The sequence below is a fragment of the Fimbriimonadaceae bacterium genome, from assembly GCA_023957775.1.
Taxonomy (GTDB): Bacteria; Armatimonadota; Fimbriimonadia; order Fimbriimonadales; family Fimbriimonadaceae; genus JAMLGR01.
This window is the reverse complement of the sequence record JAMLGR010000015.1, coordinates 13,720-28,356: the sequence shown is the minus strand read 5'-3', so window position 1 is coordinate 28,356 and position 14,637 is coordinate 13,720. Positions and strand designations below refer to the sequence as shown.

The window sequence follows — 14,637 nt, the reverse complement described above, 5'->3', positions numbered from 1 at the left end:
GAGAGAGCTGCTGAAGAACGCGCGATAGACCCGTCGATACCGCCCCACGAGGGGACGTTACCCAAAGCCATGGTGGCACGCAAGGAACCACAAACCACAAACCACAAACCATACTAAGCCCATGCTGGGTGCCCTGATCACGTTCGCGGTGTGCGCGGGAGTGGCCGCATGGGGGCGCTCGATGTTGAGTCGCTGGCTCGACGAGTTGGACCCGGCGGCGGCGTGGGGCGTGGGCGGCCTGTTCGGCTTGGGCTTGCTCGGAACCGCCTCGTTGCTGGTGGGTTTGGTTCCAGGGGGGCTGAAGTGGGGCCTCGGGCTCCCCCTCGCGCTCTCGCTGTGGGGCTTTGCGGTCGGATGGCGGCGGAAGGGCGAACTGAGAGGTGCCAAACCCGAGGGGGGCGAGTGGGCGTTTGTCGCGGCGCTCGCGCTCGCTCTGCTCTTCGCGCTGGTGGGGGCGATCACCCCCAGCGACATGTCGGATTGGGACTCCCTGGCGTACCACCTGGCCGTGCCGAAGATGTGGATCGCGGCGGGCCAGATCTCTTATGTGAGCTTCATCCATCACTCGAACTTCCCGCTCGCGATCGACCTGCTGTACGCGTGGGGTCTGCAGTGGGGCGGCGAGTCCGGAGCGAAGGCGTTCTCCGTGGCGATCTTCGGGCTCGGCCTCGCGACGTTGTTCGGGTTGGCGCGGGGTCGTTGGGGCGCCCGGGCGGGGTGGTGGGCGGCCCTCTGCTTCGCCGGGATACCCGCAGTGCTTTGGGAGAGCGGAACCGCCTACATCGACATCGGCCACGGGTTGTTCGCGGGGTTGGGCCTTTGGTTCGTGGCAGCGTGGCTGGACCAATCGGAGGACCGTACGCCGCCCGTGTTGGCGGGGCTCGGCCTCGGGCTAGCGATGGGCTCCAAGTACACGGGCCTCCAGTCGCTGGCCGTCGGGCTTGCCGTCCTGGGCGCCGGAGCGGTCGTGCTGGGGCGGTTCCGCGAAGGCGTGCGCGCGGCCGCGCTCATGGGCGTCCTGGCGGTCGTCCTTGCCGCGCCTTGGTACGCGAAGAACGTCGCGTGGACGGGGAACCCGGTCTATCCGTTCTTCTTCGAACGCTTTGGGGGGCGCAACTGGTCCCAGCCCCAGGCCGACGTGTACCGAGACGAACAGCAGTCGTTCGGTGTCGGCAGGACCGAATCCGGCCGCGATCTGACCGCCTTTGGCGAGGCCGTGGTGGGGCTGGCCGCCGCCTCGGAGCCGTTCATCAACCGCGGGCAGTACCCGCTGGGCACGCTGGGCGTCGCGGTGTTGGCGGGCGGTTTCTTGTGGGCGTTTGCGGGGCTGAGGCGGGGGCGTCGTTTGGAGGCCGCGGTTCTCGCCTCGGTGTTGCTGAGCCTCGCGCTCTGGTTCGTGCTCAGCCAGCAGAGCCGGTACATCCTCACCCTCGCCGTACCGCTCTCGATCCTCGCCGGCGGGGCGGCGGTGCGCTTGCGCGCCGGGCCGGTTTTGGCGGGCGTCGTCGCTCTCCAGGCGGCGTACTCGTTATGGATGATCAAGACCCTGCTGATCGACGACCGTCTGCCCGTGGCTTTGGGCCGGGTCACGCGCGAGGAGTTCCTGACGCGACGCGTGCCGTTCTACGCCCCGAGCCAAGCGTTGAACGAGCAGGTGAAGGGCGGCAAGGTGGCGCTGTACGACGAGGTGTTCGGCTACTTCCTCGACGTGCCCTACTTCTGGGCCAATCCCGGCCACTCGAGCGAGATCCCTTACGCGGCACTGGACACGGGTGGGGAGTACGCCGCCGCGCTCAAGCGGCAGGGTTTCACCCACGTGTACGTGAGCCTGAGCCCGGTGGTGGCCGATCCCGGCTTCGTGGGCCCGTGGCTCGCGTCGATGGGCCTCGCCGAAGGGAACGCGTTCCCGGAGGAGCAGCGGCAGGCGCTCCTGAACCAGTTCCAGACCCGTTGGAAAGTGCTCCTGGCCGATGCGGTTCGGGCGGGAGACCTGCAACTCGTCGCGCAGTTCCGGTCGGGCCTGCTCTTCGAAGTGCGTTGAGGGGGGAGGGGGGCACGCAAGGAACGCAAAGAACGCTATGGGGGGAGGGTTTCACGCAAGGAACGCAAAGAACGCTATGGGGGGGCGAAGGGGGGGGGAGGGTTGGGTGCCACGCCCGCTTGACGGGCGTGCCGGCTCATCTCGGATCGGGGTTCTTCGGCACGTACCCACGGAACACGTAGTCGGTCTTGACCTGTTCCACATGGCAAGCCTGGCACGTGGAGAGCTTTCCCCGGGCCTGCACCTTCTCCCCCGAGCGGTCCAGCACGGCGAACTCCCAATCTCCGCAAGAGGGGTTGAAACCCCTCGGGCGTTTGATCATGACCGTGGAGAGTTCGACCGGTCCGGTCTTCTCTTGGCGCTTCTCCTTCACGATCACGCTGCCAACGGGAAACGTCCCGCCCCGCATCATCGTGCGCTTGCCCTGGGCGTTCACCCAAACCGTGATGGTCTTGAAGCGGTGCGGGTTGGACTCTGCTTTGTGTCTGAGTTCGGGGCTCGGGTTGACGCACAAGGCGTCCGCCCTGTAGCCGATCTCCACGGGCTCGGGGTTCACCCGGGTCCACGTGTGAAACATCCTCACCTCGCCAAGGCGGTCTGGGGGCGAGGGGTTCTGGCCACGGAACAGGGCGAGGGCTGAAACAGAAGCCAACACCCCGCCCATGCCAAGGAGAGCCACAAACGGCCTGTGCACCATGTCTCATACTAACACCCCCGACTCCCGATTCCCGATTCCCGATTCCCGCTAGGTAACCTTCGCCCATGAACTACAGGCGGTTGGGGCGCAGCGGCGTCAAGGTGAGCGAGGTGGCGCTCGGAAGCTGGCTGACGATCGGGCGCACGGTGGCCGAAACCACTGGCCGCACCCTCGTCCACAAGGCGTTCGACCTCGGCATCAACTTCTTCGACACCGCCGATGTCTACAACAAGGGGGAGGCGGAGAAGGCGCTGGGCCGCGTCATCGGCGACTTCCGGCGCGACGACCTGTTCCTCGCCACCAAGTGCTTCTTCCCGATGAGCGAACGCCCGAACGACCAGGGTTTGAGCAAGAAGCACATCGTCGAATCGGTGCACAACTCGCTCGCCCGGCTCGGAACGGACTACATCGACCTCTTCCAGTTCCACCGGATGGATCCGGAGACGCCCGTCGACGAGACCGTGCGCGCGATCGACGAGCTGATCAAGCAGGGCAAGGTGCTCTACTGGGGCGTGAGCCAATGGCCCGCCGAGAGGATCCGCGAGGCGGCCTCGGTCGCCCGCGAGCTGAACGCCAATCCTCCGTCGAGCAACCAGCCCGTGTACAACGCCTTGAACCGCGGCGTCGAGAACGAAGTGATGCCTGCGTGCGAGGAGCTGGGGATGGGGCTGGTCGTGTTCTCGCCGCTCGCACAGGGCGTCCTGACCGGCAAGTACGCCCCCGGCGCACCGGTTCCTGCGGGAAGCCGCGGGGCCGACGAGAAGTCGAACATGTTCATGGCCGACAACCTGACCGACGACGTGCTCGGCCGCGTGCAGAAGCTCAAGCTCCTCGCGGAGAAGCACGGCGCGACGACCGCCCAGTTCGCCCTCGCATGGTGCCTGCGCAAGGCCATCGTGAGTTCGGTGATCATCGGTGCGACGCGGCCCGAGCAGATCGAAGAGAACGCGAAGGCAAGCGGGCTGGAACTGCCCGAAGAGGTCTGGGCGGAGGCGGAAACGATCCTTGGCGACACCGGGAACTGACTTTGAGAAGCCGCGCGGCATCAGCCGCGTCGAGGTGCGCCGCGGGTTCGCGATGGTCCACGTGGGCGGCCTCGCCGCCGACCTCGCCGCAGAGCGCCTGAAGGTGCTCCGCTCGATCGCGGAGTCTTCGGTGAGCATCGACTTCGTCAAGCTCACCCACGGGGGCGTCTCGTTTCTCGTGGCCGAAGATCGCGCGCCCCAGGCCGAGGAGGCGTTGCGCCTGATCGGCGCCAAGTACACGCTCGGCCGCGACCGGGCCGTAGTCATCGTGCACGCGGTGAACATGCGCGACGAGGAGGGCCTCATCGCGGGAATCGTGCGCAAGGTCATCGCGAGCGGCGTGCGCGTGGACCACCTGGGGGACATGCACGACCGCGTGCTCCTCGTCATGGACGCCGCGGATGTGCCACAGACCCTCGAGTCGTTCCGAGAAGGCCACGTCGAGGTGGCGACTTGAAGATCAAGGTGATGAAGTTCGGCGGGACCAGCCTCGCCACGCCCGAGTCGCGCATGATCTCGGCGCTGCGGGTGGTGTCGGCCAAGGAGCAGGGGTTTGCGCCGGTGGTCGTGGTCAGCGCGATGGGAAGAAAGGGTCAGCCCTACGCCACCGACACCCTGGTGAGCCTGCTGCGCGACATGGATGCGGCCGTCGATCCCCACCCGCGCGAGCTCGACATGATGATCGCGTGCGGCGAGATTTTCTCCGCCGTGGTGTTCGCCCACACCCTGCGCATCCTCGGGCACCCCGCCCATGCGTTTCGCGGCGGGCAAGCCGGCATCCGCACCGACGGGGTGTACGGCAACGCGCGCATCGTCAGCATCAAGCCCGTGAGCCTGCACCATGCGCTCGAGGCGGGCGACATCGCCATCGTTTGCGGCTTCCAAGGCGTCTTCGCCATCCCCGGCGAACCGGGCGCCGAGCTGACCACGTTGGGGCGCGGAGGTTCGGACACGACCGCTTCGGCGCTGGGCGCCGCATTGGGCGCCGACGCCGTGGAGATCTTCACCGACGTCGAGGGCGTGAAGACCGCCGACCCGGACTACGTGCCGGGCGCGCCGACCCTGAGGCAGGTGACCTACGACGAGGTCGCCGAGATCGCGCACCTGGGCGCGAAGGTGTTGCACCCGCGCGCCGCGGAGATCGCGATGAAGTACGGCATCCCGCTGCGGGTGCTCAGCACGTTCTCCGAGGATCCCGGGACGGAAATTGTGCCGAGAGAGAGCTTCCCCGGACGGCGGGTCACCGGTGTCACCCACACGGGGAAGCTGGTCTACCTTCAGTTCAATTTCGAATCGGCCCCCGAAGACCATCGGTCGGCGCTCCAGGAGAAGGTGTTCGAGACCATGGAGCGCAACGGCGTGAACCTGTTCATGATGAACGTCAGCCCCGCCGGCGCCGGATTCGGCGTGCCGCGCTCCCAGTACCCGCTCGTTATGGACCTTCTCGACGGCCTGGTGCTCCCCCTCCAGGGGACCGAGAACGCGCTCTACCTCTTCCAGGTGGGGCAGACCCCCTCACGCGAGGTGGAGACGCAGGCGAGCGTCTTGGACTCTCTGGGCGAGGTCCGCCGCATCGTCGCCGACCTGACCGAGGGTTGCACGATGGTCTCGCTCATCGGCCAAGAGCACATGCAGAGCTCCGGAGTCTTCTACGGCGTGCTCTCCGCGCTCTACGACGCGCAGGTGTCCGTTCTCCAGACCAGCGACAGCGACATCTCGCTCTCGTGTCTCATTCCAGAGGCGGAAACGGAGCGAGCCGTTCGTTTGCTTCACGAACGGTTCTTGGTCCGGGAGGCCGAAGCCTAGGCGCGATGTTCGTTCTCCCCGAGGGTCGGCCGGCACTGATGGGCGTGCTCAACGTCACTCCCGATTCGTTCAGCGACGGCGGGCGGTACCTGGACCGCCAACACGCGGTGGAGCACGCGCTCCAGATGGTGGAGGAGGGTGCGGACCTCGTGGACGTCGGCGGAGAGAGCACCCGCCCCGGTGCCGCCGAGGTGCGGGCCGAGGAAGAGGGCAGGCGGGTCTTGCCCGTCGTCGAGGCGCTGGTCGCGCGGGGGGTTTCGGTCTCGATCGATACGTCGAAAGCGGAGATCGCCCGCCAGGCGCTGGGGGCGGGCGCCGTGGTCCTCAACGACGTGACCGGCCTGCGGGATCCCGCGATGCGGGCGGTGGCCGCGGATTCGAGCTGCACGGTGTGCGCGATGCACATGCGCGGCGATCCGCGCACCATGCAATCCCACACGGTGTACGCGGACGTGGTGGCGGAGGTGAAGGCCGAGCTGATGGCCTCCGTCGAGCGGTGCGGTCGGGACGGCATAGCGCGAGAGCGCATCTGGATCGACCCCGGCATCGGGTTTTCGAAGAACGTGGCTCAGAATCTCGAACTGTTGCGTCGCCTGCCCGAACTGGTGGCGACGGGTTACCCGGTGTTGGTGGGCGCGAGCCGCAAGTCGTTCCTCGGGAAGGTGTTGGGAACGGAGGACGATCCACTGTCGGTGGAGGAGCGCATCGAGGGCACCCTGGCCGCGCACACCATCGCCCAAGTGAACGGAGCCAAGGTCCTCCGGGTCCACGACGTCCTACAGGCGCATCGAGCCCTCACGGTCGCCGCAGCCATCCTGGGTGCCCCCACGACAAACGACAAACGATCAACGACCCACGGATAAAGAAAAGGGGGCCGGCTGGCGGGCCGGCCCTGGGCTGGAGGGTGTGGAGGATGGAGAGGACGTCTCTTCGCTTCCTGGCTGGAGCGTCCCTTCCGCTGTAGCTGTCGAGTGGGTTCTTCCCGCACCGGGTCGGGGAACACTCTCCATTTCTACCAGGCTGCGGCCGACGAGCCTAAAACCGCGTCCTATTGCGCGCGTGAGAATACGGGAACTGTGCGGACAGCCCCGCAATCGCACGGGCGGCGCGGTACGATGAAGCCCGAATTGGCGGCCCCCTCCACTCTTGAGAACGACGATCCCGGCGCGTTCGATTCCCCCGACGAGAACCCCTCGAAGATCGTGTGGAATCTTGCGTGGCCCGCGGTCGCGCTGAACTCCCTCCAGGTGGTCAACAGCCTGCTGGATCGCGGTTTCATCGGACATCTCGCGGCGGCCGCCCTCACGGGCCACGGGGCGTCGCTCAACGTCGTGTTCCTCACGGTGTCGCTTTCCATGACCCTCGCCACCAGCGCCACCGCGTTGGTCAGCCGCGCCTACGGCGCCGAACGCCACGAGGAGGTTCAGGTCGCCAGCCGCAAATCGCTCAGCGTCTCGATCATCGCGGGCGTCGTGTTGGCGGTGCTGACGGCGGCGGCTGCCCCCGCAGCGTCCCGCGCGCTGCTTCCGCCCGGCGATCTCGAGTCGATCGGGCAGGCCACGCGGTTCCTCACGGTCTTCGCGATCGGATTGCCGGCATTCTTCGTCATCCAATCCCTGGCGGGGTCGCTGCGCGGAGTGGGAGACACGAAGAGTCCGATGGTGATCTCGGGCATGCAGATCTTGCTGCACATGACGCTGAACTTCTTGTTCATCTTTCCGCCGCGCGCGATGGCCTCGGGATTCGTGATCCCCGGCCTCGGCCTCGGCCTTGTGGGCGCGGCGGCGGCGTTGGCCACCAGCGCGTGGCTGGCAGCGCTGGCCTACATGGCGCACGTCCGGAGCACGCCGCTTGGCGATGCGTGGCGCTTCACGGTTCCGGAGAAGGAGTGGGTGGTCCGCATCCTGCGCATCGCGCTGCCCGCCGCAACGATGGCGGTGCTGCGGGTCGGCTCATTGACCGCCTTCACCCTCGTTCTGAAGGGGGTGCCCAACGGATCGACGGCGATCGCGGCGATGAGCATCGGGTTTGCGATCGAGTCGATCATGTTCATGCCCGCGTTCGGCCTCTCCGTCTCGGCGTCGGCGCTGGTGGGCCAGAGCCTCGGCATGCGCAAGCCCCGGCGCGCCGAGCGGTTGGGTTGGACCGCAAGCCACCACGCCGCGCTGGTGATCGGCATCCTCGTGGTGCCGCTGTTCTTCCTGGCGCCGGGGATCGCGCACGTGATCGTGGGAGGCAAAGAGGCCATGGCCTCGGAGGCCTCGCTGCTCATCCGGACCCTGTGCGTGACCGAGGTGTTCTTCGGTTACGCGATGGTGCTGATCGGCGCGATGCAGGGCGCGGGCGACACCAAGAGCCCGATGTGGATCACGATCTGGGCGCTGTGGGGACTGCGTGTGCCCTTGGCCTACGTCCTGGCGATCCCTCTGGGGATCGGCTCCTTCGGCGCGTGGCTCGCGATGAGCATCAGCCAAGCCGTGCAGGGCCTGTTGGCCATGGCGGCCTTCAAGAAGGGCGCTTGGAAAACCAAGGAGGTCTGAGAGCCTACGGCGCGATGCCGAGCCACTCGTCCCATCGCGTCGCCTGTCCCAATCTCAACTGGCTGTAGTCCAACGCGTAGCCGCTGGCGTTGAACGAGGAGGAGGGCGAGAAGTCGATCGAGACGCCGTTGCTGCCGGGCGAATTCGCGTTGTGGCCCTCCCACACGACCGCGTTGCCGACCGCCGTGCGCACGGCCGAGGCCGCGGCGGAAACGTTCGGCACGTTGAGGATGGACTCCATCTTCAGGCACAGGTCCACGAGATCGTAGAAGTAGCGCGGGGGATTGATGTTCGGGCTGTAGCTCTTCGATTGCGCACGCACCGTGGGAACGCCCCCGGCGATCGCACCCGCGTTCGCAATCAGCTGGCCCGCGAGGCCGTCGAGCGCGGTGGCGAGCGACGGCAGTTGGGCCGTGTCGATCACGCTCTGGGTGATCTTTCGGTTCGCGTACTGGGGCACCGCCAGCATCCCGTCGACGAACGCCTTGCTCAGCGTCAGCGTGGAGGCGTCGGGCGTGTCGCGGAAGACGCCGAAGATCCGCTCGTAGGGGTAACCCTCGCCCGGGGGGCTCTCCTCGCTGCCCGCCACGTAGTGCGCCTGATCCTTGATCTCGTACGCGACCTCGAGCATCTGCATCAGGCTCGCGTCCCATGCGACGATGTCGAACACGTTGTTCCCCAAGGCCGCGCCCAACTCGTCGGTGCGGATGTAGTTGCCCGTCTGGTCGTCGTAGCTCACGCCCCGGGTCGGCAGCCCCGCGCTCGGCGCCCGGTTGATCCAGCCGTTCCCGTGGTTCCAGACCACCAGCACCGTGCGGGTGGACGGGTAGTACGTCTTGCCCCACTGGATGAACTGGTTGAGCGTCTGCGGATCGCCCATGTCCACGTTCGTGCCCATGTCCTGGATCAGCTCGCTGGCGATCGAGGGGGTGGTGTCGGGTTTGACGAGGTACCGCCGCGTGCCGTTGAAGCTCGACGAGGAGAACAGGTCGGTGGATTGTTTCCACTGGACGACGAACCGCACGTCGGGGTTGTCCGCCACCTGCTCCATTTGGTTCATGTTCAACGTGCTAAAGCTATAAAGATCGTTGGCCGCGTTCATGTAGACGAGCACGGTCCACTTCGTGTTGGTCGTGTTGAACGGGGTCACCGTCAGGGTCGCCCCGCCCTGGAGGCCGGTGCCTTGGTGGGTCGCTCGAATCGAGCCGTTGCCGGCGGCTGTTCCGAGCGCCAGCCCGTTGTCGTCCACCGTCGCCACCCCGCCGAACGCGGTCCACGAGAACCCGTCTTCGACCACGAACGTGGCCTTGCCGGGCAGGGAGTACGCCGTCGCGAAGAACTGTTTGCTCTGCTGCACCGTGATCGACGCGCTCGGGGGCGACACGCCCACGGAAGTGACGGCATCGCCGACGCCGCTCTCGAACACCGTGTTGCCGTTGACGGTCACGAGCGCCTGCAGTTCGCCGGTCTTGACGCCGCCCAGGTCGCGTTGCGAGAACAGCTCGGCGAACAGGCGGTACGTGCCCTTCCCGATCCCGGTCAGCGTGGTCTGCTGCACCCCGTCCGCGTCTTGGTTGATGACGATCGAGAGGAGCAGCCGTCCTTCGAGATCGAACACCTGCACGCGCTGCGAAAGGCCCCCGCCGGGCTGGGTGCGGTTCGTCCAGTCCGTCGAGTAGACGAGTGCGGCCTTGGCTCCGCCGCCACCGCCGCCGCAGCCCGCTGGAACGAGGGCGAACAGGCCGACGAGGAGGGCTGCGAAGGTCAGGATCAGCGGGGTTCGAATGCGGAGGGCGTTCATCACGAGCTTCCCATCATAGACGTGCGCCTGGGCGCTCCTGTTCAATTCTCCTAAGAATGGGACTTGGGTAGGTGGCGTTGGACTCGGGACCAACCAACAATGAGTGGGGAGTGAGCGATTCTGAAGCTTCGATCCGAACCCTGGCGTCCCTTCTCAACCAGTTGGGGGTGCCGACCTTGGCAGAACCGACGGACAGTCCGTCGGGCTTTCCGCTGACTTTGAGCCTTGCCAACGGCGAGGAGATCGTCCTCGATCTGCCCACGCCCGGCGCGCTGGGTTCGCTCGATCCCGAACAGGTCGGGGTTGCGATCGTAGGTCCGAACGGCCATCTCTCCCGCCTCTGGGGCTTGGCGTCCCGCGTTCCCCCGTTCCAGAAGCGCGAGAACTGCCTGACCTCGGAGGTCGGACCGTTGATCGCGTCCGCGTTCGACGGCGTGGGCGGCTCCATGTATCTGGACGGGCTGCGTTACTATGCGAACGGGCTGCACATCGGCCTTGCCACCTGCGTGTTCGTGCTCGTCATCAACGCCTTCGAGGAGCGCGAGGCGCGTCGAAACGAGTCTCGCAGCACGCGCGCGGCGTCGGCCCTGACCCGGATCGGCAAGTCGCTCACGATGGACCAGCGGGTGCGGCCCCTTTGCATTGCGGCCACCCACGAGATCGCCAGCGCCGCGGAGTTGGCGGCCGTGCTGCTGTGGGTCCGCGAGTCGGAGGAGGACGCGTTGACGCTGGTCGCGCACACCGGTGCGAACCGCCATGCCACCCAAGCGCTGGAGGTGATCTCTCCCCACGGCGGCAGCGCGTGTCTGGCCGAACTGGTCGCGGAGAGCCAGCAGCCGTTTCACCTGGCCAACGCCACCGACAACCTCATGGCTTCGGAGCTCGAGGCCAAGATCTGCTACCTCAAGTCCGGCGGCGTCAGCATTCATCCGCTCGTCATCGGGAACCGCCTGCTCGGCGTGCTCGAACTGATCGGGCGCGAGGGCGATCCGATGTTCCTCGACAACCTCGGCTTGTTCCAGACCATCGCCGAGCATTTGTCCCTTGCCCTCAACAGCGCGGTGCTGTTCGAAGGGGTCGAGCGGTTGGCGACGAACGACGCGTTGACCGGGATCGCCAATCACCGCAGCATGCAGGAGTTCCTTCACCGGCGCGTGCTCGAGGCGCGACGCACGGACCAGCCGCTGGGCGTGATCATGATCGACGTCGATCACTTCCGCAGTTTCAACGAGGAGGAGGGCCACGACGCCGGAGACCGCGTGCTGCGCATGGTCGCCGACACGATTCGCCACTCGATTCGGCCCTACGACTTGGCCGCGCGCTACGGCGGAGAGGAGTTCGTGGTGGTCATGCCGGGCTGCACGATCGACGCGACCCTACAGATGGCCGAGCGCATCCGGGTGGCGATCGAGGGTCTCTCGTACGAAACGGCCTCCGGACGCATGCGCGGGGTCAGCGCCAGCCTCGGATGCGCGTCGTTGCCCGAGACGGCCAGCGAATCCGCGGAGCTGCTCAAGGCGGCCGACGCGGCGATGTACGAGGCCAAGCGCGCGGGCCGCAACCAGTGCCGCGCGTTCGAAGGGAGTTTCAAGGCCGCCGATCGGCCCAGCGAGTTCGACGTCGAAGGGGTGTTGCGATGCGTGCCGAAACCCGCCGAGGAGAAGGCGCGCACGACTCTTCGCGCACTGGAGCCGCTGCTCAAATCGCTTTCCGAACGTCTGCAGCTCTCCGAAGCCCAGCACCAACTGCTTCGCGGCCTCGCGTGTTTGGCCGAGCCGTACGCCAGGGCCATGGACGGCGAGGACGCCGGGGCTCTGGGAAAGATGGAGTCGATCGAGTCGTTCCGGCTGCTCGAGCCGGCGCTGCAAGGGCTGCGCGAACGCTTCGACGGAACGGGGCCGAACCAGGTGGACGGTCCAAAGATCCCGCTGCTGGCCCGGGTGATGGCCGTCGCCGCGGCGCTGCGGTCCGAACCGGAGGCCCTCGCCAAGGACCCGGGCCGTTTCGACCCGGAAATCGTCGCCGCAGCCCTCGAGCTCGACCAGGCCGCCTAGGCCGCCTGGCCGGCGCGGTCCTCGTCCATGCGCTGGTGGACCGCTCTGGCGAACGCCTCCACAACCATTGGGTCGTACTGGCGGCCGGACTCGACCCGGATGCGCTCGAGGGCCTCGTGCCACGGCCGGCCCTTGCGGTAGGGGCGATCGGTCGTCACCGCGCTGAACCCGTCGGCGACGGCGAGAATGCGCCCGAGCAGCGGGATGGACTCCCCCCGCAACTGGTCGGGATAGCCCTCGCCGTCCCATCGTTCGTGATGGTGGCGCACGCCGGGAATGATGTCCCGCGCTTCGGGGATCGCACCGACGATCAGGGCGCCGACGACGGGGTGTTGGCGCATGATCTCAATCTCGTCTTCGAGGAGCGGCCCCGGTTTGCTGAGGATGGAATCGGGAATGCCGATCTTGCCGACGTCGTGGAGCAGCGCGGCCTTTCGAATCGTTTTGCAGGCGTCTTCGGAGAGCGCCAGCTCCTTCGCGATCCAAAGCGCGTATTCGGCGACCTCCTCGGAGTGCGCCCGGGTGTAAAGGTCCTTGTTGTCGATCGCGATCACCATGGCCTCGAGGAGGTCGTAGCTCTCGGTCCGCTCCGTGGGCCGGGCGCTTCGTCCAAGCGCGGGTTTCGACCCGCGCCCCGCCCGCTTGGAGGCGTACATCTGTCGGTCGGCGGCCTCGATGAGGGACTGCCTTCGTTCGGTGTCATGGGGGTAGCTGGCTTGGCCGACGCTGATCGTGTACGGGATGACCTGGTCCGACCCGGGCACGGCGAAACCGACGCCCGCGACGCGTCCGCGCAGTTCCTCGACGAAGCGCGTCGCCTCCGCGGGATCGGTGTTGGGAAGCAGCACGAGGAACTCGTCCCCTCCATAGCGCGCGACCACGTCGTGCGGCCGCGACGTTTCTCGGATCTGGAAGGCGATCTGCTTGAGCACCTGGTCGCCCGCCATGTGTCCGTAGGTGTCGTTGAAGTGCTTGAAGTTGTTGACGTCGAGCATGAGGACGCTCAGGGGCTCGCTTTGGCGCCGAGCGGCTTCGAAGGCGGCCTCGAACCGTTGTTGGGCGGCCCGATGGTTCAGGAGCCCCGTGACGGAATCCACATCGGCCATCATGCGCGCGATCGCGTACAGCCTGGCGTTCTCAAGGGCCGTGCCGACCTCGACGCCGATGCCTCCGAGGACGTCGACATCGGTCTCCTCGAAGGGAAGTTCGCGGCGGAGGATGGCGATCCACCCCAGGGGTTGTTGCTTGCACACGATCGGCGCGATGACGTACCGGACGTGGCTGAGAAGGCCCTTGTCGTGAAACGTCCCCACGCGCCCGTGCCAGGGCGTATCGAGAATGTCCAGGTGGTCGAGGGTCCACTCCATGCCGTCGAGGCCCTCCTGAAGGACCAGGCAGCCCACGTTGGCGTGCGGAGTCAGGGCGAAAGGCGTGAGGTTGATCACGATCGCGTCGCCTTGGAGGGCTTCCCGGGCGTGGTGGCACGTGCTCCCCAGCACGTCCTCCAATTGGAGCGAGTTGCCCACCGAGCGGGAGAGCGCGTAGAGGGCGTGAAGCTGCGACGTCCGGTTCTCGATCACGGTCTCGAGGTCGGCGTTGAAACTCGCCACGCGTTGGCTCAGTTGGGAGTTCTCCAAAAGGGTGAGGATCTGCCGCAGGACCACGAGCGTCGTGATTCCCGTGCCGAAGTAGAAGACCGTGGGGCTGACCGACCCTCGGGATGCCAGTTCCGCTCCGGCGACGATCGCGAAGGCGGTCAGGGCGATTGCATGTGGCGCGGCCAACGAGAGCAGGGTCCGCGAGCCGCTCGTCCTTCTTCGAAGCGCTTCGGTCGGGCTCTCCGCCTCGAACGTCTCCTCCGGCCAAACGAGCGCGGACGCGACGAGCAACAGGGCGCCGATCGGCCACAACACCTCCATCCAAGGCACCTTGGCCGAGGCGAGCTGCTGCCAGGCGGCGCTGCGGAGAAGCGCCCCGATCGATCCCGCCGCCACCCCCAAGCCGAAGAGCGTCAACGGCAGCGACCAGCGGCGGATCGGGGCGAGGCTGAAGACGGCGATGGCGACGAGCCCGAGCGTCAGAGCGGCTCCCAGGGGGTAGCCCACGAAGATCGTGGTCTTGACCCAGGTGCCCTTGGGAATCGCGAGGGCGGGGCCGAGGACGTAGTGCCACGTCAAGACGGTGGTGCCCGTCGCCAGGATCGCGCTGTCGAGCATGCGCCGAATCCGACCCGTGATCGGCGCGGAGAACAGCAGCATCAGAGCGGCCGCCGCCCGTGGGACGAAGGCCGCCACGCATGCGAGATGGGCCGCGTCGGACAGCGAGGCGGGGATCGGCGACCACTGGTCCCAGGCCAGCAGCGCCTGCCCCAGGGCCCAGAGCCCGGCCGCGACCGCCAGCATCGCCCACATCTGGCCGTGGAGGGCGTTGCAGCGGCAATCGCGCGCGCGCAAACCGGCCATCCAGGCGAGGAAGACCGCCACGGCCGCCGCCGAAACCTTCAGGGCGAGATTGCCCCACGGGATGGCGGGAAGGGCGAAGAAAACGAGAATGATTGCGATTTGGATCGACGCGGCGAACCCTGCGGCGATCCAGAGCGACCTGGTCCAAAAGCGACCCGCCATCGTGCGCCCCACACCCATGGTTTCCAGATTCCATCTTGGCGGGCCGCAC

Annotated in this window: 10 protein-coding genes; 7 read left to right on the top strand and 3 right to left on the bottom strand. The window is 67.0% G+C overall.

Going from position 1 to position 14,637, the window contains the following annotated elements:
- Window positions 1–121: 121 nt before the first annotated feature.
- Window positions 122–2,041, top strand: a complete 1,920-nt coding sequence (locus M9921_12510; protein MCO5297670.1) for a hypothetical protein — start codon at window positions 122–124, stop codon at window positions 2,039–2,041.
- Window positions 2,042–2,177: 136 nt separating this feature from the next.
- Here the strand turns inward: M9921_12510 and M9921_12505 are convergent, their stop codons facing one another.
- Complete coding sequence (locus tag M9921_12505; protein ID MCO5297669.1) at window positions 2,178–2,720, bottom strand: cytochrome P460 family protein; 543 nt, start codon at window positions 2,718–2,720, stop codon at window positions 2,178–2,180.
- Between the two features lie 83 nt (window positions 2,721–2,803).
- Here M9921_12505 and M9921_12500 point away from each other — a divergent pair, with 83 nt between their 5' ends.
- From M9921_12500 to M9921_12480, 5 genes are all read left to right on the top strand, one after another.
- On the top strand, window positions 2,804–3,763 hold the full coding sequence (locus M9921_12500; GenBank protein ID MCO5297668.1) for an aldo/keto reductase family protein: 960 nt from the start codon (window positions 2,804–2,806) through the stop codon (window positions 3,761–3,763).
- Window positions 3,744–4,220, top strand: coding sequence for a hypothetical protein (locus tag M9921_12495; GenBank protein ID MCO5297667.1), 477 nt, complete (start codon window positions 3,744–3,746; stop codon window positions 4,218–4,220). The genes M9921_12500 and M9921_12495 overlap by 20 nt, the downstream gene beginning before the upstream one ends.
- A complete protein-coding gene (locus M9921_12490; GenBank protein MCO5297666.1) occupies window positions 4,217–5,569 on the top strand; it encodes an aspartate kinase in 1,353 nt (450 codons plus the stop codon). Before M9921_12495 ends, M9921_12490 begins: the two co-directional genes overlap by 4 nt.
- 5 nt (window positions 5,570–5,574) lie before the next feature.
- Window positions 5,575–6,432: a dihydropteroate synthase gene (folP, locus tag M9921_12485; protein ID MCO5297665.1), complete on the top strand. Its 858-nt coding sequence runs from the start codon at window positions 5,575–5,577 to the stop codon at window positions 6,430–6,432.
- A 252-nt stretch (window positions 6,433–6,684) separates the two neighbouring features.
- Window positions 6,685–8,109, top strand: coding sequence for an MATE family efflux transporter (locus tag M9921_12480; GenBank protein ID MCO5297664.1), 1,425 nt, complete (start codon window positions 6,685–6,687; stop codon window positions 8,107–8,109).
- Window positions 8,110–8,113: 4 nt separating this feature from the next.
- Here M9921_12480 and M9921_12475 read toward each other — a convergent pair whose 3' ends face one another.
- On the bottom strand, window positions 8,114–9,955 hold the full coding sequence (locus M9921_12475) for a clostripain-related cysteine peptidase (protein ID MCO5297663.1): 1,842 nt from the start codon (window positions 9,953–9,955) through the stop codon (window positions 8,114–8,116).
- Between the two features lie 65 nt (window positions 9,956–10,020).
- On the opposite strand from M9921_12475, the gene M9921_12470 reads away from it, so the two are divergent.
- A complete protein-coding gene (locus M9921_12470) occupies window positions 10,021–11,964 on the top strand; it encodes a diguanylate cyclase (GenBank protein ID MCO5297662.1) in 1,944 nt (647 codons plus the stop codon).
- Here the strand turns inward: M9921_12470 and M9921_12465 are convergent.
- Window positions 11,961–14,606, bottom strand: a complete 2,646-nt coding sequence (locus tag M9921_12465; GenBank protein ID MCO5297661.1) for a diguanylate cyclase — start codon at window positions 14,604–14,606, stop codon at window positions 11,961–11,963. The two genes, M9921_12470 and M9921_12465, sit on opposite strands and share 4 nt — an antisense overlap.
- Window positions 14,607–14,637: the final 31 nt, after the last annotated feature.